The sequence below is a fragment of the Glutamicibacter sp. NPDC087344 genome, assembly GCF_044744225.1.
In the GTDB taxonomy this organism is placed as follows: domain Bacteria; phylum Actinomycetota; class Actinomycetes; order Actinomycetales; family Micrococcaceae; genus Glutamicibacter.
This window is the reverse complement of record NZ_JBIUXY010000003.1, coordinates 20,791-39,788: the sequence shown is the minus strand read 5'-3', so window position 1 is coordinate 39,788 and position 18,998 is coordinate 20,791. Positions and strand designations below refer to the sequence as shown.

The window sequence follows — 18,998 nt, the reverse complement described above, 5'->3', positions numbered from 1 at the left end:
ATCTTGAACAAAATTTTCGATCAGAACTCAGCGCCAACACCAGCACCAGGCCAGCGCGAGACGCAGCTGGCTTAGACTGAACAAAATTTTTGATCAGAACTCACCCAACACCGGTTCACGCGAGACGTCTCTGGCTCCGAAAGGCTGAACAAGGTTTTTGATCAGATTTCCTCGCAAGATACTGTCCCAACCGTCAGGGGGTGCACTAAACACCGCAAAACATACCGGCAACGACCAGCTTGAGTGGTTACCTCTTATTGTGAGGTGTTCGGCTATAGCAGATCGGTAGCCCCGTCAGCTTTGAGCTTCTCCACGGTCTGCTTAACCTTTTGGGCATGATCCTTGGTGGTAACCAACAGGGCATCGGCGGTATCGACAACCACCACATCCTCGATTCCAACCAAAGCCACTACACGTGGACGGTCCGAATAAACCACACCGGTCGCGCTGTCTGCGTAAACTCGGACGGTTTCCTTTTCTCCGAGGTTGATGATTCCGTCATCCGCGCTTGCCTTGTTCAGTCGGCCAATTGCCGCGAAGTCTCCCACATCGTCCCAGTTAAAGACGCCAGGGATAACCGCAACGTCTCCGGCGGCGGCCGCAGGTTCCGCCACGGCGTAGTCAATGGCGATCTTCGGCAGATCCGGCCACACCTGAGCCATCACTTCTTCACGGGCATCGGTGTTCCAGGCCTTGGCGATTTTCATCAGCCCATCGTGCAGCAAAGGCTCATTGGCCTTCAGGTGCTTGAGCATCAAACCCACGGGAGCCACAAACATGCCGGCATTCCAGAGGAATCCACCACCGGCGAGGTATCGGCGGGCGGTATCCTCATCGGGCTTCTCCACAAACTCAATGACGCCGCGCGCACTCGGTGCGTTGGCAACCTCCAGCGGCTGGCCGGTCTTGATGTAGCCGAAACCGGTTGACGGGTGCGTCGGATGAATGCCAATGGTGACGATCTTTCCACTGGCGGCCGTGTGGATGGCTTCGCTCAGCGCCGCTTGGAACACCTCAACAGGTTCAATCACCTGATCTGCTGCGAATGATCCCATGATGATCTCCGGGTCTCGCAGCGAGAGAATCGCCGCCGCCAGCCCGATGGCCGCAGCCGAGTCGCGCGGTTCCGGCTCCAGGACCAGATCCTCGTCGCACAGCTCTGGCAGCTGAGACACCACGGCACCACGGTGGGCGCGACCGGTGACCACCATGATGCGGTCGCCTGCCAGCGGCACCAGCCGATCATAGGTAGCGCGGATCAGGGTTGAACCCGAGCCGGTCAGATCGTGCAAAAACTTGGGTGCCGATGCACGAGAAAGGGGCCACAGTCGAGTGCCGACACCGCCGGCGGGAATCACGCCATGGAATCGGGCTAAAAGGTCTGCATTCACACCTTCCAGACTAATTCATTCGCTGGGAAAAACTGGTATTGAATAAGACATCAACACCCTAAATAGGAAAGCCTTGCATGACCTAATATCCGCGGTTTTTGGGCCTTTTACCGCATAGAACGCCCTATTCGGTGAACATACTCACAGGATCGAGACACGAAATAGATTGCGACCCGGCAAGTGGTTTAGACTCGCACAAGGAACGCTCGCACAAGTGCGTCAAATCTCATTGTGTGCAATATACACATGCGCCGTTGCGAGCCTTGGAGGTTAGTTCAGTGTCGAAGACTTCGTCAGGCACCCTATACCGCGGCCATGAAGGCATGTGGTCGTGGGTGGGACACCGAGTCACCGGTGTCGTTATTTTTCTTTATCTACTTGTTCACGTCTTGGATACGTCCCTCGTGCGGGTGGACGCCCATGCATACAACGCTGTCATCAGCACCTACCAGACCCCTTGGATGGCTCTGGGCGAGACCGGCCTGGTAGCGGCCATTCTCTTCCACGCATTCAACGGCCTGCGTTTGATCCTCGTTGACTTCTGGAAGCAGGGCACCAAGTACCAGCGTCAGATGCTGTGGGGTGTCATGATCCTCTGGGTTGTTGTCTTCGCAGGCTTCGCCATCCGTCATCTCTCCATCGCATTCGGAGGACACTAAGCCATGAGCGTCACCATTCCTGCTCCCCGCAGCCAACGAATCGACCCGAAGTACAAGCGCGGCCCGAAGTCCCGTGGCAACTTTGAGATGCTTGCCTGGTTGTTCATGCGCCTGTCCGGCGTGGCCCTGATTGTGCTGATCTTCGGCCACCTGATTTCCAACCTGATGGTTGGCGACGGCATCAATGCCATCTCCTTCGGCTTCGTCGCCGGCAAGTGGGCCGACCCGATCTGGCAGTTCTGGGACCTGGCCATGCTGTGGCTGGCCATGCTGCACGGCACCAACGGCGTGCGCACCATCATCAACGACTACGCAGAGAAGCACGCGACCCGAGCATGGCTCAAGGGCATCCTGTACGTCGCAACGATCTTCATCATCGTTCTCGGCACCCTGGTGATCTTCACCTTCGATCCATGCATCGCCGGCAGCGACCTGCCACAGTGCGTCTAAGGCTTCCCCGTCTTTGCCGGTAGCCACACAAATTTTGTAGAAAAGAGAGCATCAAGAATGCAGGTACATCAGTACGACGTAGTCATCGTCGGTGCCGGCGGTGCAGGTATGCGTGCAGCGATCGAATCCGGTCAGCGTGCACGCACCGCAGTGCTAACTAAGCTTTACCCAACTCGCTCGCACACCGGTGCAGCCCAGGGCGGCATGTGCGCCGCACTGGCCAACGTCGAAGAAGACAACTGGGAGTGGCACACCTTCGACACCATCAAGGGCGGCGACTACATCGTCGACCAGGATGCAGCAGAGGTCATGGCCAAAGAAGCCATCAACGCCGTGCTGGATCTGGAAAAGATGGGTCTTCCGTTCAACCGAACCCCAGAGGGCAAGATCGACCAGCGTCGCTTCGGCGGCCACACCCGCGACCACGGCAAAGCCGCCGTGCGCCGCGCCTGCTACGCAGCAGACCGCACCGGTCACATGATCCTGCAGACCCTCTACCAAAACTGCGTCAAGCACAACGTTGAGTTCTACAACGAGTACTACGTGCTGGACCTGCTGCTGGTTGAAGAGGAAGCCTTCCGCGAAGACGGCACCGCCTACAAGCAGAAGCGTGTTGCCGGCGTAGTCTCCTACGACCTGGCCACCGGTGAACTGCACGTATTCCAGGCCAAGTCCGTGATCTTCGCGTCCGGCGGTGCCGGCAAGGTCTTCAAGACCACCTCCAACGCCCACACCCTGACCGGTGACGGCATGGGCATCGCCTTCCGTTCGGGCCTGCCGCTGGAAGACATGGAGTTCTTCCAGTTCCACCCAACAGGCCTTGCAGGCCTGGGCATCCTGCTCACCGAAGGCGCCCGCGGCGAAGGTGCAATCCTTCGCAACTCGGACGGCGAGCGTTTCATGGAACGTTACGCACCAACCATCAAGGACCTGGCCCCACGTGACATCGTGGCTCGCGCCATGGCCAACGAGGTGCGCGAGGGCCGCGGTTGCGGTCCCAACAAGGACTACGTGCTGCTCGATTTGACCCACTTGGAGCCAGAGCACATCGAATCCAAGCTGCCGGATATCACCGAGTTCGCCCGCACCTACCTGGGTGTCGAGCCGTTCACCGATCCGGTACCGGTGTACCCCACCGCGCACTACGCCATGGGTGGCGTGCCAACCAACATTGAGACCGAGGTCCTGCAGGACAACAACACCGTGATCCCGGGCCTGTACGCTGCCGGCGAGGTTGCCTGTGTTTCGGTCCACGGCGCAAACCGCCTGGGCACCAACTCGCTGCTTGACATCAACGTCTTCGGCCGTCGCGCCGGCATTGCCGCCGCCAAGTACGCTGCCGATGCTCAGTTTGTTGAGCTTCCGGAGAACCCTGAAGCACTGGTCAACGCCCAGCTGGGCGGCCTGCTGGATTCCAAGGGCACCGAGAACGTCGCCGAGCTGCGCAAGGCTCTGCAGGAGACCATGGACGCCAACGTCCAGGTGTTCCGCGATGAGGCGTCGCTGAAGAAGGCTCTTGAGGTTATCGAAAGCCTGCGCGACCGCTACAAGAACGTATCCATTCAGGATAAGGGCAAGCGCTTCAACCTGGACCTGCTCGAAGCCGTAGAACTGGGCTTCCTGCTGGATCTGGCGGAGGTCATGACCGCCGCGGCGCTGCACCGCAAGGAATCCCGCGGCGGTCACTACCGCGAGGACTTCCCGAACCGCGATGATGAGAACTTCATGGTTCACTCGATGTCCTACCGCGACCACAACGCGACTACCGAGGGCATCTCCGGCATCCGTATGGAAACCAAGCCGGTTGTCTTCACCCGTTACCAGCCAATGGAGCGTAAGTACTAATGAGCACCGAACTTCCAGAACCCCCATCAAAGATTGAGCTGAAGGCCGGTGTCGGTGGTGGCGGAGAGATCCCTACCTTCAACATCACCCTGCGTGTTCGCCGCTACCTGCCGGAGACCACCGCAGAGGCATACTGGGAAGACTTCAAGCTGACCATGTACGGCACCGACCGTGTGCTCGATGCCCTGCACAAGGTCAAGTGGGACCACGACGGTTCGCTGTCCTTCCGCCGCTCCTGCGCGCACGGCATCTGCGGTTCGGATGCCATGCGCATCAACGGCCGCAACCGCTTGGCTTGCAAGACCCTGCTCAAGGATCTGGACACCTCCAAGCCAATCACCGTTGAAGCAATCAAGGGTCTGCCGCTGGAGAAGGACCTGATTGTGGACATGGAACCGTTCTTCCAGTCCTACCGCGAGATCATGCCATTCCTGATCTCCAAGGGCCACGAGCCAACCAAGGAACGCTACCAGTCCGTTGAGGACCGCGAGCGTTTCGATGACACCACCAAGTGCATCCTGTGCGCCGCGTGCACCTCGTCCTGCCCGGTCTTCTGGACCGACGGCCAGTATTTCGGCCCGGCGGCAATCGTCAACGCCCACCGCTTCATCTTCGATTCACGCGATGATGCCGGCGATATGCGTCTGGAGATCCTGAACGACAAGGAAGGTGTGTGGCGTTGCCGCACCACCTTCAACTGCTCCGAAGCGTGCCCACGTGGCATCCAGGTGACCAAGGCTATCGCCGAGGTCAAGCAGGCGATCCTGACGCGCACCGTCTAGGAAAAGCGAATAAAGGGCCCGAACCATTTTATGGTTCGGGCCCTTTGCGTCTGGGCGGGATCGTAGGGCGGGGTCGTAGGGCGGGAACAACCAACTTGAATGCCGCAGCCCAGTGCAACGATTGGTGAACTGCACACCAGCTTCTACATCCCGAAGGTCATTCCTTGCCCTGTCCGTCGACACCAGCCGCCGCAGGTTGCGGATTATTGCTCTTCGCCGTCTGCCGGTGATCATCGAGGTCCCCGGGATTTCGCAGCAGCTCAACAAGAATAGCCCCCACGATGAACCACACAATCGCCCCGGAAACCGAAGAGAACGTGGAGGGCCGGTTCATGAAGATGCACAGCAGTACCACCACGGTGATCGCCACAAGGATCGTCAGCCGCAATCGTTCTACAAGACGTCCGAACGCACCGGTAGTGATCCCATGCTGCGCGGCGTACCGGCGCAGCTTGGCGAATCCGCCGCTGAGCATCTCTCGGGTCCCCCTGCCCGAACGCGACTGGCCGGTGTACCACGTGCCAAGGGCCAAGCCAAAGGAAAGCACCGCCATGGCCGCCAACGCGGAAACCACCGTGGCAGTCAGCTGCGAGTAAATGGCCAACGCGGCGGCTGCAGGCATCGTTCCCGGTGCCATGGTGCCGACAAACAAGGATTCGCCGATCGCCACCCCCAGCCACGTCGCCGACATCACCAGACCGAAACCCAAACCAGTGCGTGCAAGTGCCCGAGTTCGCACTCTGGCCAATACCACTCCGACGGCGGCCAGTGCCAGAACCACCCAGGTCAGCCAATACCCGCCCACAACCGAGAGATTGTAGATCGTTCGGATTGTTCCCAGGGAGGTATCGCTTGCCAACGGAATAGATTTGTCGATCGCTGGAATCGAATCTGCCAGCGCGAAACCGTTGGCTTGCAGTTGCGATTTAACTCGTTCAACAATAATTCCCAGCTGGATCGAGACGGTACCGTCATCTGTCAACGTGACAAGACTTCCGGGCTGTTGCTGAATAATGGCGATTGCCCGAGAATGAGTCTGCCGCAGCGTTTCTTCAATTACGGTTGAGAACTGCGAGGAAGCAACAACGTTCGCTACGGTCGAGGCAATAATGTTGTGGGCACCGCTCGCCGCTGGACCTTCCAACAGGCCAATTGCGGTGGAAGCCTCCGGAGGCAGATCCAAGTTAGCGATTCCATCGAAAGCCTGGCCAATAAGCTCATCGATATCTATCTGCTCATTGATCGCCACAACCACTTCTTCAGAAATATATTCCTGAACTGACGGTTCTTCAGTCAGCGGGGCAATTGTTGCGACAAAACTTTCGGTATCCGTCAATTGCGCATGAATCCAGGTTCCAAGCACAGCGACGGGAGCAAGGATTACCGCAATGACGATCAAAAGAGCGGAGAATACCGAGCGCCAACGTCCTGCCGAGGATCTGACTGCTTGTGTGCTCACCGTTGCTTTCTCATTTTCGAGTTCAGCAACGCGCGCGCGTAAGGCGTGCAGTTCATCTTCAGCTTTCATTACTCCATCGTGACACTATTCGACCGCAAAAAATCCGCAACTCGACGGCCGAGCCGAACATGACGAAGGTATTAAATTTCGAGCCAAATATTTCTACTAAAAATCATCTCAGCGCGCGCCGAGTAGCGAAGATATGCAATCCATCGTAAACCTGCCCGATAGGCGCATAACAGGAAGCCGATCCGAAGGTCTACGACGAAATGCTGTCCCGTCCAGCTGTTGTGCACGCCGGAGAGTTTCGTGTTTAATTGCACCAAGTCCAAGTCAGGGATTCATTGTCCGCATGCAGGGTTTTACCTAGAACTTGGCCGGGGCAATGAGAGCTCGCCCCTGGTGGAGTGGTACGTCCGGCAAATGTCGCTTTCTCATTCTGGGGGTTGTCCTGATGGTCATTTTTCTTATTCGTGCCGCAATTTACGTTGCGACTGCAGCACTTGGGCTGCTTGTTGGTTCTTGGATACTTCCCGAATTTCATCTGGCCTTGAGCGGTTTCCTGATTGCGGTACTAGTCTTCGCAGTTGCGCAGTCGGTGCTGGGCCCCTTCGTGTTCCGCATGACCAACCGTTACGCCCCGGCCGCTATCGGCGGATTCGGTCTGATTTCAACGCTGATCTCCCTCATCGTGGCCAGCTTCTTCCCCAACGGACTAACTATCAACGGTTTCACAACGTGGATTTTGGCAGCGTTGGTAGTTTGGGCAACGACAACCCTTGGAAGTTGGTTGCTCCCTCTGATCTTCTTGAAAAAACGTCTCGCGCAGCGTGATGCAGCCAAGGGCCACTAGTACGTTTCGGTGCACGCTCGCCGCTGACGAATTTTCACCAAAGAGTGTTTGAGATTTGCGCCACGTGCTCGTTGTCACGCGGTGGAAAGTGCTACATTCAAGACGTGCACTTAGTTGCTGAGTATTCGGCCATCGAATCCTTCAGTCCACTTAGGCATCTAATTGACAAGGACTAAGTCATGGATCTGTGGAATTCACTCTGGAACATCATTTGGGTAATAATTTCGGGTTTCGTTTTTATCGCGTATCTGATTGCCTTGTTTTCAATCATCACCGACCTCTTCCGGGACCGTGAACTCAGCGGTTGGTGGAAGGCACTGTGGCTAGTGCTCCTGCTGTTTGTGCCGTTCTTGACGTCATTGGTCTACCTGGTTACTCGCGGCAAGGGAATGGCCGAGCGCAGCCACAAGGCTGCCGTTGGAAATGCACATGCTGTCGAAGATTACATCCGCACCGTCGCGCAGGTCAGCCCCAGCGACGAAATCGCCAAGGCCAAAGCACTACTGGACGCAGGGACCATTACCTCCGAAGAGTTCGATATTCTGCGCGCCCAGGCCCTAGGCCAAGCCAAGGCGAGTTCGACAGCGACACAGTCGTAAACCGTTGAGCTAAACGTACTGGTTAGCTTAAAACAAAGGTGCAGGCCTCGATTTCGGGGCCTGCACCTTTGTCTTGTGCCAGGTACCTATCTGGTCGTCGCAGTCGCTAGAGACCGTTCGGTTACCTCTGGTTCTTGTGGCTCCAGCAACTGAGTACCGTGTGATTCCACCGTGTCGCCAGATTCTGTGGAATCCGAGCCAACCAACGGCTCAACTTTCTCCCCGCGGAAGACCCGTCGCACCCTATCGACGTCCAACGACTTGTCCCACCAGGCGATAAACAAGGTTGCGACGACGTTGCCGCAGAAGTTCACCAATGCACGGCATTCGGACATAAACTTGTCGATGCCAAAAATCAGCATAATGCCGGCTGCGGGGATTGTTCCGAGTGTACTGAGGGTCGCGGTCAAGGCGATAAATCCGCCACCGGCCACACCCTCTGCACCCTTTGAAGTCAGCAACATGACTGCCAACATACCAATCTGTTGTCCAATACTCAGGTCAGTGTTGGTCGCCTGCGCAATATACACCGCTGCCAATGAAAGGTAGATCGCGGCACCATCCAAATTGAAGCTGTAGCCCGTGGGGACCACCAACCCGACAGTTTCCTTTTTGACCCCCGCGTGTTCAAGCTTTTTCATCAAACCGGGAAGCGCCGGCTCAGCTGTCGAGGTGCCCAGGATGAGCAGCAGTTCCTCGCGGAAATGCTTGAGCATGGTGAAGATGTTCAGTTGCAAGAATGCCATGATTCCGCCGAGGAAAAACACCACAAAAACCAGTGAAGTCCCGTAGAACAACAGGATGAGCCAGCCCAGGCTGGAGAGTGTCTCAACTCCGTACTTTCCAACGGCGTAGGCCATCGCGCCAAAGGCACCCAGTGGCGCTGCTTTCATGATGAAGTTCAGGACTTTGAAGACAATGCTGGTCAAGCGTTGCACCAGGTCGAGCACCGGGGCACCGATCTTTCCAACAGCGTTGAGGGCTATGCCAAAGATCACCGCCATGAAGATGATCTGCAGAATATCGCCTTCGACAAATGGAGCAACGATGGAGCCTGGCACTATGTGGGTCAGGAACTCCCACCACTGCAGGTTTTCTCCCGTTTCGATCAGTTCAGCGGCGTTTCCCGTGGTTTCCAATGTGCTCGCGTCAGCATTAACACCCTCACCCAAACGAAAAATATTGATCGCTACCAGGCCGAGGATCATGGCGCAGATGGTGCCGATCTGGAAATACCCCAGAGCTTTAAGCCCGGTAATTCCGACTTTCTTGAGGTCGGCAACGCTGGCAATGCCGCCGATAATAGTCAAGAAGACAATCGGCCCGATCAGCATCTTCATGGCCTCGACGAAGGTCGTGCCGATGGGCTGCATCGATTCTCCCAGGTCCGGGGCCGCCCAGCCGGTCAAAATACCAGCGATGATCGCCACCAGAACCCAGAAATAGAGTTGTCGATACCACTTCTTTTTGCGCACCGGAGCGGTATCGTGTTGCGCTAAGTTTCCCATGATTCCTACCTCGTTGTTAGAAAGCCGGACTCCATGACTCAGATGAGGAGCTGGGCTAGAAGAATTCAGGACCGGGGCCGTTTCCGGCCCCGGTAAGTGGTTTCTCAGGCGGATACCAGCGCAGCGCGCAGTGCCTGAACGATGGCGTCGGTAACATCAGCGGTCACCGCGGTGCCACCCACGTCACGGGTCAGCGCGCCCTGGGCAGTGGCGGCCTCAATAGCCGCCTCGACCGCACGAGCTTCTTCGGTCAGTCCAAAGTGATCAAGCATCAGCGCGGCGCTGGCAATCGCCCCGATGGGGTTGCTGATACCTTGCCCCGCAATATCTGGGGCCGAGCCATGCACCGGTTCAAACATCGAAGGGAAGCGACGTTCTGGGTTCAGGTTTGCACTTGCGGCCAGGCCTAGGCTGCCGGCCAGGGCAGATCCTAGATCGGAGAGGATATCTGCGTTCAGGTTTGACGCGACGACCACGGAGAGCTCCTCGGGATGGAGGATAAATTTTGCGCTCATGGCATCCACCAGCACGCTTTCGGTAGCCACATCCGGGTATTCTCCAGCTACGCGTGTGAAGACCTCATCCCACAGCACCATGCCGTACTGCTGGGCGTTCGACTTGGTGACCGAGGAAACCTTTTTGACCGTGCGGGTACGGGCAATCTCGAAGGCGAAACGGATAATTCGCTCGCAGCCTTTCTCCGTGAACAATGATGATTGGATTGCCACTTCATTACCCGGGCCGCGTCCCGAAAGGTTGCGGCCGCCCAACCCGGCGTATTCGCCTTCGCTGTTCTCCCGAACAACGATCCAATCCAGTTCGGTGTGATCGGCCTTTCGCAGGGGCGAGGTGATCCCCGGCAAGAACTTCACCGGACGGATGTTGGCCCACTGATCAAAATTTTGGGTGATATTCAGGCGCAAGCCCCACAGGCTCACATGATCGGGAACATTTCCCAGCCCACCGCGCCAAAGTAAATGGCGTCAAATGCCTTGAGCTGCTCCAGGCCCTGCGGGTCCATCATTACCCCGTGCTTGGCGTAGTATTCGCTTCCCCAATCGAATTCGGTCCAGTCAAACGCGAATTTTCCTTGCGACTGTTCAGCCAAGGTGTCCAGGACGCTTCGTCCGGCTTCAACAACTTCCCGGCCGACTCCGTCGGCGGGGATGGCGGCGATCTTAAAAACTTTGTGTGCAACCATGACAGGCTCCTCAAAGATAGTGTCTCGCATCACATGCGACTTGTTATCAATTAGAGCCAGCTCAGCACTTCCCGTCTAAGACAGGATTTGCATCAACTGCATAGGCTGAACCTATCTATCCATGTCATTGGAGGTTGCTGCATAGGCTTCAGCAACCTCGACAAAGGCCCGAGCAGCCGGAGTCAGCCCTTGACGGCGGCTGATCAGAGAAATATGCAGGTCGACAGCGGGCAATAAACGCACCACGTGCACTCCCGCATGTCGGGCCATGGGTGCCCACGCCTCGGGAAGAATCGCGTGTCCCACGCCGGCCAACACCAAGGGCAGCAACGAGGACCGGTGGGCGACCTCCGCGGCAATCACCAGCCCCACACCGCGTGCCAATAGTTCATCCACCTGGGCACGCATCAAAGATCCTCGTTGCGACACCACCAGGCGCTGGCCTTCCAGCTCTTCCCCGGTGATGCTCTGCCGGTCCGAAAATTCGGTGTGTCGCGGATTCGCCAAAAGCACCATGGGCTGGCGTTCCAGTGGCAGCACGTTGGCGTCCTGCACCGTGATCGGTTTGTCCGTTCCCAGCAAACCGATTTCGCTGCTGCCGCTTTGCACCGAGGAGATCACCTCGGCGGCGGTGAAAGCCGCCGAGGTATTGACCACCACGTGCGGGTGCCTCACGGAATACTGCGAAATTAGCGTGGTGAGCGGTTCCACCGCCGGTGATGGCATGGCCACGAGGTCCAGGCGCCCGCGCCGCACACCCTTCAGAGCCGCCATGGCATCTTCCGCGGCCTCTAGATCCCGCAGCACCAGGCGGGCAGGCCCCACCAGCTCCCGGCCGGCTTCGCTGAGCAAGGCCCGGCGGCCAACCCGATGGAACAACGGGACCCCGATCTCCCGTTCAAGCGTTTTGATCGTCTGGGACAACGACGGCTGGGCAATCAGCAGGTGTTCGGCCGCACGGATAAACCCGTCATAATCAACCACGGCCAAAAAGTAGCGCAACTGCCGTGCGTCCATCTTCTGCCTGCTTTCCACCGTGGCACGGTCGAGATACGGAAAACGCCAGCCGTGGGGCTGGCGTTTTCCTGGACTGCAAAATATTTATCCCAAAGCGATTTCTTCGCTCAGGGACCACTGTCCGCTTCGGGTATCAAACAACTGAATTGTCTGCACCTCGAAAGACAGGTCAACCTGATCCAACGTTGACTGCGCGGCGTCCAGGTTCTGAGCCGGCGCATTTTGTGCAATGGTCAGATGCGGATGATACGGAAAATCCGACTCATCGTGCAACGCTTCGGAAAGCAACGCCCGGTGAAGTGCCCAGCATTCCTGCGATCCGGTCAGCAACGGCAGATAAACTACCTCGCTGGCAGGCCGGAAGGTGCGTGCAGCACCGAGCTGGACCAGGAAACACGATGTTTCACTCGCCACCTGACGCACCTGTGCCGCGGCACGCTCCCACGAGTCAAGGTAAGACCCGGAAACCAAGGTGATATGCGGGGCAATCTCCTCGGTCTCCAATCCCCCGAATTCCCGGCGCCAGGCACGCAGAGCCTCCCGGTGCGGTTCGGGCACCGGGATCACCACACCCAGCGTGAAGCGGGATTCAAGGGTTTCCATCTCAAACACCCAATGGCGGCAGGAAGCCGACCTTTTCATAGACATCGGCAACGGTTTTCGAAGCCACCACGCGTGCTTTCTCGGCACCGGCCAACAGCAGGCGATCCAACTCGGCTGGGTCGTCGAGAAGCTCAAGGGTGCGGGTGCGGATTGGCGTCAGCCGCTCCACCACAGCGTCTGCCACTGCCACCTTCAAATGCCCGTACATCTTGCCGTCGAACTCTTCAACCAGTTCCGGCACGTGGCGGTCGGTGACCGCAGCCAGGATATCCAGCAGGTTGGAGACTCCCGGTTTTGCCTGCTTGTCGTAGGCAATCACGGTGTCCGCATCGGTAACTGCAGACTTGATCCGCTTGGCGATCAGTTTTGGTTCGTCAAGCACGTTAATCAGGCCGGCTGGCGACTCCGCGGACTTGGACATCTTGGAGGTCGGGTTCTGCAGGTCGTAAATGCGGGCGCCCTCCTTCGGAATGAAGGCCTCCGGAACCTTAAAGGTCTCGCCAAACCGGTGGTTGAAGCGCTTGGCGAGGTCGCGGGCCAGCTCCACGTGCTGACGCTGGTCGTCACCCACCGGCACACCCTGCGGCTGGTACAGCAAAATATCCGCGGCCATCAGGATCGGGTAGGTAAACAGTCCGACGCTGGCGGCGTCCGCACCGCCCTTGGCCGACTTATCCTTGAACTGGGTCATGCGGCTGGCCTCGCCAAAACCGGTCAGGCAGTTGAGCACCCAGGCCAGCTGGGCGTGCTCGGGCACCTGGGACTGCACAAACAACGTCGAGCGGTCCAGGTCGATGCCGCCGGCAATAAACTGCGCCGCGGTCTTGCGGGTGCGGGCACGGAGTTCTTCCGGATCCTGGCTCACGGTGATCGCGTGCATGTCCGGAATAAAAAAGAATGCGTCGAAGTCATCCTGAGTCTTCACCCAGTTGACCAGTGCACCGAGGTAGTTGCCAAGGTGGAGGGAGTCGCCCGAAGGCTGCATACCCGAGAGAACGCGGGGCTTAGTCACAAAAAATCCTTAAAACTGGTAGTCGACGACCAACGGTGCGTGGTCGGAGAAGCGCAGGTCGTATTCGCTGGCGCGGTCCACATGGGACTTGACCGCCTTGGCGGTGAGCGCTGGCGTGGCCATGTGGTAGTCAATGCGCCACCCGGCGTCATTAACGAATGCTTGGCCGCGCCAAGACCACCAGGTGTACGGGCCCTGGACGTCTCCGGCCAGTTCGCGGGCTACGTCCTGGTAGCCGACCTCGGAGAAGAAACCGTCGAAGTAGGCGATCTCCTCATCCATCACACCGGCACGCTTGTTGTGGTTCGGCTTCCAGTTTTTGATGTCTTTTTCGGTATGCACCACGTTGAGGTCGCCGACCACCAGTACATGGTCTTTCTGCTCCTTGAGCACCGGCAGATGCTCGGTCATCCGCTGCAGGAAACGATACTTGTCGTCCTGTTTCTGGGTGCCCAGCTCACCGGAGTGAACATAGCAGGAGACAACGGTGAAGATTTCGCCGTTCACCTCAAAATCGGCTTCGACCCAGCGTCCGGCATCTGCGAAGTACTCATCCCCGATGTTTTCTCGCACGGCGACGGGCGCGGTGCGGGACAGCACGGCCACCCCGGCGCGGCCTTTGTCCTTGGCCTCGGCATGCAGGATGTGCCAACCTTCGCCAATCAGTTCGCGCAGGATTGCATCCGGTGCGCGGACCTCCTGCAGGCAGATGATGTCCGCATCACGTGCGGCGATCCAGTCTGCCATGTTACGGCGGTAGGCGGCGCGAATGCCGTTGACGTTGACCGAGGCGACGCGGATGGCGCCCGGGTTTTTGCTCAGAATTTCCACGCTGGTTGGTATCACCATTCCAGCTTACAAAATTCGTGCCTTGATTACGCGTTGATCGCCCCGTGCCCCGCCGGGAATGACGAAGGGCAGCGCCTGCGCGCTGCCCTGAAAAATACGTTAGATGATTTCCCCGTCAATCGGCTTGGCCGGTTTGATCATGTCTCTGGCGTTGGTTGCCGTCATCGCGATGGTGTCCAGTGCGCGGTCAATCATCGCTTCGGACTCCGGGGTTTTCAGCTCACGCTGCTCGGTGATCACCCGCGTTTGGACCTGGACAATCTTGAATGAGTGATCCAGCTTCATGTCGCGCTGGCTGGTCGCCTCGTCCACGATCACGGTGCCGGCCTGGGCCCGCGGGGTGGCGGCGGCGGTCGCCTCGCGCAAGGACTCGTTGATCTTCTGGGCGCCGCGCTTGAGGCCGAACATCATAAACCCGGCGAGCAACAGCCAACCGGCCGAGATGACAACAACAAACCAGCCAACGATCTCATTTGAATTGGCGGCGAAAATCACTGCCACCAGAAGGACGATGACCATCACCGACATTGCCAAGGTCGATGCGTTCAGGGTGATTTTCCGACCCTGCTTCGCGTTGCTGCCTAGAGGTTCCATACCGTCAATTCTCGCATTATCCCCCGGTGCAGGCCAATTGCCGCGGCGACTTTCGCCCACAGCGTGCCTACCCGAACAGTGAACTGAACAGCTGCGGCAACTGCACCTCGCCCAGAGCGAATCTGATCAGGAAAAACCCTGCCAGGCCCACGACCCACCCGAGAGTCTCCTGGGCATAGCGGCCCAGTTTTTTCCCCGCCGCCTGCAGCCAGGGTTCTATTCGCGCCCCCACCACGCGCCGCACGCCCACCAATATCAAGGCCGGAAGGATCATCACCAGGCAGTACCCGGCCAGTATCAGCGCCTGGGTCCCGGCGTTGAGTCCCATGCCCTGCATGATGCCCATGGCTCCCAGGTAGGGAAGCATGGTGGGCAGCTCCATCAGCCCTGCCAGCAAAGCCAGCGCCAGCACCCCGGTGCGGGTATCCAAGGCCGTGCCCAACCTCCGGCGAAGTGCACCGGAGACCCGCGGCTGCTGGGCTCCGGAATCCTCTAGTGCTTCGGCCGGTGCGCCGCCTGCCACGCTGTTTTTACGGGCCGCGGCGAGCTTCTGCTCATCGGTTCGATAGCTCAGTGCCCAAATCAGCATGCCTGCCCCAAGTGCCACGCCCAGCCACCTCATCACCGGGGTATCCAGGCTCAGGCTGGTGAAGGCGAACTCGAACCCCGAACGCAACAACAACCCGATCACCCAATATAACCCAGCCAGCAGTCCAAGGTAGAGCAGCACCCGGGGAATCGCCCGGCGGTAGTCTCGGCGCAGCAAGAGCCAGATGGGGATCACCAGGGTGCCGATGCTGGTGGCATCGATCAGTGCGAGCACCACCAGGCTGACCGGTGCGGCGTTTGTGAAGATGTCCATGTTTCCAGCCTGTCTCAGGAACCGGCGGGTGGGTATCGGGCAAGGGTCCACCCGCTTCTCCCCCTTAAGACGGATGCCGTTGGGTACCGGGCATGGTGCATGCTGGAAACATGACGACGTTGCTCCGGCGTCTCGGCAACGGTCAGGATGCGCTCCAGACCGCCGTGATGTATCTGTTCCTTGCGGTGGTGCTGCAAAGCTTCGGCATCGCAAACCCGCCGCTGGTGGCCCTGCCCGGCTGGGCCTGGCTCCCGGTCTTGCTGTTTGGCCTCGGGGCCATCCTGGTGCGCCAGCGCTGGTTGCTGCTCGCGGTGCTGATCATGACCGCCAGCGCCCTGGGTCTGCTGGCCCTGGGGAGCATTGCCGGCTATTTTGTGATTTTTGAGGCGGTTTTCAGCGTCTTTTTGCTTGGCGGCACCCGCCTGCGCCGGGTCTCATTCATCATCCTGTGCCTGGTGTCCCTGCTGATGGCAGCGCTGGCCTGGGATTCAACCCAGGCCGCACAGCAGGTGGTGTTGAGCCTGTTCCTCACCGGGTTCATCTTGTTCACCCCGATGTTGTGGGCCCAAAATGTGCGCACCGCCAACGAGCTGGCCGCGTCGCAAATCGAGCGTTCGGCCGCGCTGGCAGCGGCCGCCGAAGCCCAGGCGGACCGGCTCACCGCACAGCACCATGCGGCCCGAATCCAGGAAAGAACCGCTTTGGCCCGCGAAATGCATGATGTGCTCTCCGCCCGGCTCTCCTCCATTGCCCTGCTCTCCGGGGCGGCTCTGGCCGCCGCGCCGGGCAACGAACCGCTGGCCACCATCCGGAGGGAAAGCGTGACGGGGTTGGAGGAAATGAGCCAGATGGTCCGTATGCTGCATGCTGGAACCCCCGCCTTGGCCGCACGGCTGACCGACGTTCCGCAGTTGATTTCCGATGCCGCGCAGCGGGTTGAGTTGGAGTATTCGGTGCAGGAGCCCCAGCGTATCCCTGCGGCGGTGCACACCGCCGCGCATCGCACGGTCCGCGAGCTGCTGCTAAACCACGCAAAACATGCACCTGGCAGCACCCTGAAGCTGCAGGTGATGCAGCTTTCGGACAGCGTGCAGATCTGCGCCAGCAATCCACTGGCCGAGCATCCGGGTCAGGGTTTTGGGACGGGTATTGGACTGCTGAGCATCCGCACCCGCGCGCAAGCTGTGGGCGGCAGCTGCCAGATCACTGCTACCCCCGAATTCCAGGTGCTAATCTGCCTTCCCACCACTGCGAGCCCAAAGGACACACCCCATGAAGATCCTGCTTGTTGACGACCACTCGACGGTGCGTCTGGGGATCCGGCTGGTATTGCAGGCCGCCGCAGACCTGGAGGTTGTTGGGGAGGCCGCGGACGGCGCCGCGGCGATCTCCATGACCCGCGCCCTGGCACCGGATGTGGTGCTCATGGATCTTCGGATGCCGGTGATGGACGGCATTGCCGCCACCGCCCAGATCTCCGCCGATACCAAGGTCATCGTGTTGACCACCTTTGACGATGATGAGTACCTCTTTGGGGCGCTGCAGGCCGGAGCCCATGGTTTCTTGCTGAAAACTGCCGAGCCCGAGGCCATTATTGCGGCGGTCCGTGCGGCCGGGAACGGCCAGTCCGTGTTGGATCCGCAGGTGACCGCCAGGGTCATGGCCCGGGCACGTGAATCGTCCCCGCCGGCGGTCCTGCCCGAGGGGCTCACCGCCCGGGAGCGCGAGGTTTTGCAGGGACTCGGCGAGGGACTGAGCAATCCCCAGTTGGCGCTGCGCCTGGGTATCGGTGAAAGCACCGTGAAGACCCACGTCTCTGCGGTGCTCGCCAAACTCGGGGTGAGCACCAGGCTTCAGGCGGCGAAGATCGCATATGGCGCACGCGGCTAAGCGAAAACCGTCCAGCCGGTTCCAGGATGCCTGTCAGCTCATTTCTTACCAACTGACCAGACAGAATGGATGGTCCTGCGGGTCCAGATACACACGATAGGTTTTGGTGCCTTCCCCGGTGCTCCGGGCGCCAAGGTTGAGCACCAGCCCCTCCGCCAGGTCCAGGTCCTTGACCCGCACATCAAGGTGCATCTGCTGGGGGTGGATGTGCCCGGGCCATTCCGGTGGTACGTAGGGGGTGACTGCCTGAAACGCCACCGCCGGACGGTCGGCTGCGTCGCCGATGCTCACCCAATCCGGGTCGTTGTCGATCCGGACCATACCCAGCAGCTGTTCGTAAAATGCCGCCAGCGCATCCGGGTCTTCGCAATCAATCACCACTGCTTGCCATGTGCCAATCATGATGCCTCCTGCGCACAATTATGCGATAGCCCGCAGCGCTTGGATAGGCCTACCAGGAATCTGCCATGGCAACGCGGCAGTGCTCAATCAGCGCCTGCACCCGAGCCGGGACCTTCACCCCGCGCGGGGTGATGGCCACCACCGCGCTGAGGTGTGTTGAGGCTCCAGGGGTCTCCGGGATATGCAGGGCGCGGAAAGCCAGGGGCTTGCCTTCCAAGGACATCTCGGCATTGTTGGGACGGTGCATCATCAACCCGTACCCCAGCCCACGGCCAACCATTGCCGACACCAGGATCATCTGCGGCACTTCGGCGATAATTCGCGGGTTGAGCCCCTGCGCGGCGAAGAGCTGCAGCACGTGTTCGGTCGAGGGATCCGAGTCATACATCACCAGCGGTTCAGCCACCAGGTCCGCCAATTCCAGCGGGCGTTCCAGGTTCGCCAGGCGGTGTTCAGGATGCAGCACCACCTGCATCCGGGTCTGGTAAATCACTTGTTTCTCCAGATCCGGCGGCAGCCCCAGGTCGTAGACAAAAGCTACGTCAAGCTCCGCGTTGCGCAGTTGCGGGAGCAGTGATTCATGGGTGCCCACACGCACCGAAAGATCCACCTGCGGATGCTGGAAACCCTGCATGGTGGAGGGAATCAGGTGCGGGGACAAGGAGGCGAAACACCCGAAACGCACCGGCCCGCGCAGCACCCCCTCCTGCTGGGGAAAGGTGGCGTTCAGTTCATTAACTTCAGCGATGATTTCCCTGGCCAGCGCGGAGAAATGCGCACCCGAAGCGGTCAGCGTGAAACCGTGGGCCTTGCGTCGCAAACACAGTGTTTCGCCGGCCAGCTTCTCAATGGCTGTGATGGCTTGAGATAGCGCGGACTCGGAAATCCGCAGTTCGTCCGCCGCGGAGCCAAGCGTTTGGTGCTCCGGAAGTTCGGCCATGATTTGCAAATGACGTATCGAATACATAAGCCAGCCTTCAGAAGTTCTACAGACATTTGAAGTTTACCTTACGTATGTGGGC

19 protein-coding genes and 1 pseudogene are annotated in these 18,998 nt (G+C 59.2%); 8 read left to right on the top strand and 12 right to left on the bottom strand.

What is annotated here, in order from left to right; all coding sequences use genetic code 11:
- Window positions 1-272: 272 nt before the first annotated feature.
- The gene (locus tag ACIOWL_RS05455; protein ID WP_400382474.1) at window positions 273-1,391 is read right to left on the bottom strand and encodes a mannose-1-phosphate guanylyltransferase; all 1,119 of its coding nucleotides are present in this window, start codon (window positions 1,389-1,391) and stop codon (window positions 273-275) included.
- A gap of 278 nt (window positions 1,392-1,669) precedes the next feature.
- On the opposite strand from ACIOWL_RS05455, the gene sdhC reads away from it, so the two are divergent.
- Genes sdhC through ACIOWL_RS05435 form a run of 4 tightly spaced genes read left to right on the top strand, consistent with a single transcriptional unit; the run spans window position 1,670 to window position 5,127 of the window.
- Complete coding sequence (gene sdhC / locus ACIOWL_RS05450) at window positions 1,670-2,050, top strand: succinate dehydrogenase, cytochrome b556 subunit (protein WP_400382472.1); 381 nt, start codon at window positions 1,670-1,672, stop codon at window positions 2,048-2,050.
- A gap of 3 nt (window positions 2,051-2,053) precedes the next feature.
- Complete coding sequence (locus ACIOWL_RS05445) at window positions 2,054-2,500, top strand: succinate dehydrogenase hydrophobic membrane anchor subunit (RefSeq protein ID WP_400382470.1); 447 nt, start codon at window positions 2,054-2,056, stop codon at window positions 2,498-2,500.
- Window positions 2,501-2,557: 57 nt separating this feature from the next.
- Entirely contained in the window at window positions 2,558-4,345 is a 1,788-nt protein-coding gene (sdhA, locus tag ACIOWL_RS05440) for a succinate dehydrogenase flavoprotein subunit (RefSeq protein ID WP_400382469.1), read from the top strand.
- The gene (locus ACIOWL_RS05435) at window positions 4,345-5,127 is read left to right on the top strand and encodes a succinate dehydrogenase iron-sulfur subunit (protein ID WP_400382467.1); all 783 of its coding nucleotides are present in this window, start codon (window positions 4,345-4,347) and stop codon (window positions 5,125-5,127) included. Before sdhA ends, ACIOWL_RS05435 begins: the two co-directional genes overlap by 1 nt.
- A gap of 157 nt (window positions 5,128-5,284) precedes the next feature.
- Here the strand turns inward: ACIOWL_RS05435 and ACIOWL_RS05430 are convergent, their stop codons facing one another.
- Window positions 5,285-6,586, bottom strand: coding sequence for a hypothetical protein (locus tag ACIOWL_RS05430; protein WP_400382465.1), 1,302 nt, complete (start codon window positions 6,584-6,586; stop codon window positions 5,285-5,287).
- A gap of 385 nt (window positions 6,587-6,971) precedes the next feature.
- On the opposite strand from ACIOWL_RS05430, the gene ACIOWL_RS05425 reads away from it, so the two are divergent.
- Complete coding sequence (locus ACIOWL_RS05425) at window positions 6,972-7,439, top strand: phage holin family protein (protein WP_400382463.1); 468 nt, start codon at window positions 6,972-6,974, stop codon at window positions 7,437-7,439.
- Between the two features lie 179 nt (window positions 7,440-7,618).
- Window positions 7,619-8,038: an SHOCT domain-containing protein gene (locus tag ACIOWL_RS05420; protein WP_400382461.1), complete on the top strand. Its 420-nt coding sequence runs from the start codon at window positions 7,619-7,621 to the stop codon at window positions 8,036-8,038.
- An 86-nt stretch (window positions 8,039-8,124) separates the two neighbouring features.
- On the opposite strand, the gene dctA is transcribed toward ACIOWL_RS05420, so the two are convergent.
- From dctA to ACIOWL_RS05380, 8 genes and pseudogenes are all read right to left on the bottom strand, one after another.
- Window positions 8,125-9,546 (bottom strand): C4-dicarboxylate transporter DctA, encoded by a 1,422-nt coding sequence (dctA, locus tag ACIOWL_RS05415; RefSeq protein WP_400382459.1) that lies wholly within the window; start codon window positions 9,544-9,546, stop codon window positions 8,125-8,127.
- A gap of 104 nt (window positions 9,547-9,650) precedes the next feature.
- A pseudogene (locus tag ACIOWL_RS05410) lies at window positions 9,651-10,747 on the bottom strand (tartrate dehydrogenase).
- 111 nt (window positions 10,748-10,858) lie between these two features.
- Window positions 10,859-11,764 (bottom strand): LysR family transcriptional regulator, encoded by a 906-nt coding sequence (locus tag ACIOWL_RS05405; RefSeq protein WP_400382458.1) that lies wholly within the window; start codon window positions 11,762-11,764, stop codon window positions 10,859-10,861.
- A gap of 84 nt (window positions 11,765-11,848) precedes the next feature.
- Window positions 11,849-12,367 carry a 2'-5' RNA ligase family protein gene (locus ACIOWL_RS05400; protein WP_400382456.1) on the bottom strand — a complete coding sequence of 173 codons (519 nt, stop codon included), beginning with the start codon at window positions 12,365-12,367 and terminating at the stop codon, window positions 11,849-11,851.
- Between the two features lies 1 nt (window position 12,368).
- A complete protein-coding gene (gene trpS, locus ACIOWL_RS05395; protein ID WP_400382454.1) occupies window positions 12,369-13,379 on the bottom strand; it encodes a tryptophan--tRNA ligase in 1,011 nt (336 codons plus the stop codon).
- Window positions 13,380-13,388: 9 nt separating this feature from the next.
- Window positions 13,389-14,228: an exodeoxyribonuclease III gene (locus ACIOWL_RS05390; RefSeq protein ID WP_400382452.1), complete on the bottom strand. Its 840-nt coding sequence runs from the start codon at window positions 14,226-14,228 to the stop codon at window positions 13,389-13,391.
- A gap of 99 nt (window positions 14,229-14,327) precedes the next feature.
- The gene (locus tag ACIOWL_RS05385; protein WP_400382450.1) at window positions 14,328-14,822 is read right to left on the bottom strand and encodes a hypothetical protein; all 495 of its coding nucleotides are present in this window, start codon (window positions 14,820-14,822) and stop codon (window positions 14,328-14,330) included.
- A 67-nt stretch (window positions 14,823-14,889) separates the two neighbouring features.
- On the bottom strand, window positions 14,890-15,684 hold the full coding sequence (locus tag ACIOWL_RS05380; protein WP_400382448.1) for a GAP family protein: 795 nt from the start codon (window positions 15,682-15,684) through the stop codon (window positions 14,890-14,892).
- Window positions 15,685-15,794: 110 nt separating this feature from the next.
- On the opposite strand from ACIOWL_RS05380, the gene ACIOWL_RS05375 reads away from it, so the two are divergent.
- Window positions 15,795-16,976, top strand: coding sequence for a sensor histidine kinase (locus tag ACIOWL_RS05375; RefSeq protein WP_400382446.1), 1,182 nt, complete (start codon window positions 15,795-15,797; stop codon window positions 16,974-16,976).
- Entirely contained in the window at window positions 16,957-17,574 is a 618-nt protein-coding gene (locus ACIOWL_RS05370) for a response regulator (RefSeq protein ID WP_400382444.1), read from the top strand. Before ACIOWL_RS05375 ends, ACIOWL_RS05370 begins: the two co-directional genes overlap by 20 nt.
- A 45-nt stretch (window positions 17,575-17,619) precedes the next feature.
- Here the strand turns inward: ACIOWL_RS05370 and ACIOWL_RS05365 are convergent, their stop codons facing one another.
- Together ACIOWL_RS05365 and ACIOWL_RS05360 are read right to left on the bottom strand one after the other, a co-directional pair.
- Complete coding sequence (locus ACIOWL_RS05365) at window positions 17,620-17,976, bottom strand: VOC family protein (protein ID WP_400382442.1); 357 nt, start codon at window positions 17,974-17,976, stop codon at window positions 17,620-17,622.
- Between the two features lie 49 nt (window positions 17,977-18,025).
- Entirely contained in the window at window positions 18,026-18,943 is a 918-nt protein-coding gene (locus ACIOWL_RS05360; RefSeq protein WP_400382441.1) for a LysR family transcriptional regulator, read from the bottom strand.
- Window positions 18,944-18,998: the final 55 nt, after the last annotated feature.

Bases quoted from the DNA above. Each gene is read 5' to 3' on its own strand.
- ACIOWL_RS05445 (WP_400382470.1), top strand. From the start codon at position 2,054: ATGAGCGTCACCATTCCTGCTCCCCGCAGCCAACGAATCGACCCGAAG.
- sdhA (WP_400382469.1), top strand. From the start codon at position 2,558: ATGCAGGTACATCAGTACGACGTAGTCATCGTCGGTGCCGGCGGTGCA.
- ACIOWL_RS05435 (WP_400382467.1), top strand. From the start codon at position 4,345: ATGAGCACCGAACTTCCAGAACCCCCATCAAAGATTGAGCTGAAGGCC.
- ACIOWL_RS05425 (WP_400382463.1), top strand. From the start codon at position 6,972: ATGAGAGCTCGCCCCTGGTGGAGTGGTACGTCCGGCAAATGTCGCTTT.
- ACIOWL_RS05420 (WP_400382461.1), top strand. From the start codon at position 7,619: ATGGATCTGTGGAATTCACTCTGGAACATCATTTGGGTAATAATTTCG.
- dctA (WP_400382459.1), bottom strand. From the start codon at position 9,546: ATGGGAAACTTAGCGCAACACGATACCGCTCCGGTGCGCAAAAAGAAG.
- ACIOWL_RS05405 (WP_400382458.1), bottom strand. From the start codon at position 11,764: ATGGACGCACGGCAGTTGCGCTACTTTTTGGCCGTGGTTGATTATGAC.
- ACIOWL_RS05400 (WP_400382456.1), bottom strand. From the start codon at position 12,367: ATGGAAACCCTTGAATCCCGCTTCACGCTGGGTGTGGTGATCCCGGTG.
- ACIOWL_RS05390 (WP_400382452.1), bottom strand. From the start codon at position 14,228: ATGGTGATACCAACCAGCGTGGAAATTCTGAGCAAAAACCCGGGCGCC.
- ACIOWL_RS05385 (WP_400382450.1), bottom strand. From the start codon at position 14,822: ATGGAACCTCTAGGCAGCAACGCGAAGCAGGGTCGGAAAATCACCCTG.
- ACIOWL_RS05380 (WP_400382448.1), bottom strand. From the start codon at position 15,684: ATGGACATCTTCACAAACGCCGCACCGGTCAGCCTGGTGGTGCTCGCA.
- ACIOWL_RS05375 (WP_400382446.1), top strand. From the start codon at position 15,795: ATGACGACGTTGCTCCGGCGTCTCGGCAACGGTCAGGATGCGCTCCAG.
- ACIOWL_RS05370 (WP_400382444.1), top strand. From the start codon at position 16,957: ATGAAGATCCTGCTTGTTGACGACCACTCGACGGTGCGTCTGGGGATC.
- ACIOWL_RS05365 (WP_400382442.1), bottom strand. From the start codon at position 17,976: ATGATTGGCACATGGCAAGCAGTGGTGATTGATTGCGAAGACCCGGAT.
- ACIOWL_RS05360 (WP_400382441.1), bottom strand. From the start codon at position 18,943: ATGTATTCGATACGTCATTTGCAAATCATGGCCGAACTTCCGGAGCAC.